Here is a 288-nt window from a genome sequence, read left to right as displayed (position 1 = left end):
TGAAAAGCGCGTAGAATTTTCTTTTCCGCTCCTTTCCCTAAAAGAACTAATAGCGCGGGTGAAAGAGTGGTGGGATAACGACGACGAATTAATTGCTTCTCTTGAGCAGGTCTACCGTCGTCACCAAATTATTTGGCGTGCAGGTCGGTTTACCTTTGACCTGACAGAGCAACCAGTGATTTATGGGATTTTAAATGTAACTCCTGACTCGTTTTATGATGGGGGCAAATTTCAATCCCACTCCGCTATCGTCAATCAAATTGCTAAGATGGTAGCAGCCGGTGCAAA

Annotated in this window: 1 protein-coding gene; it reads left to right on the top strand. The window is 44.4% G+C overall.

The features are described from left to right. Window positions 1-288: dihydropteroate synthase (locus AACL61_RS01190; protein ID WP_339110867.1), on the top strand; the 288-nt coding region annotated here is incomplete at both ends.

Origin of the sequence: Limosilactobacillus reuteri subsp. porcinus, assembly GCF_036621895.1 — a bacterium.
Lineage (GTDB): Bacteria > Bacillota > Bacilli > Lactobacillales > Lactobacillaceae > Limosilactobacillus > Limosilactobacillus reuteri_J.
Note: the sequence above shows the minus strand (reverse complement) of the source record. Positions and strands in the feature narration are given on the sequence as shown.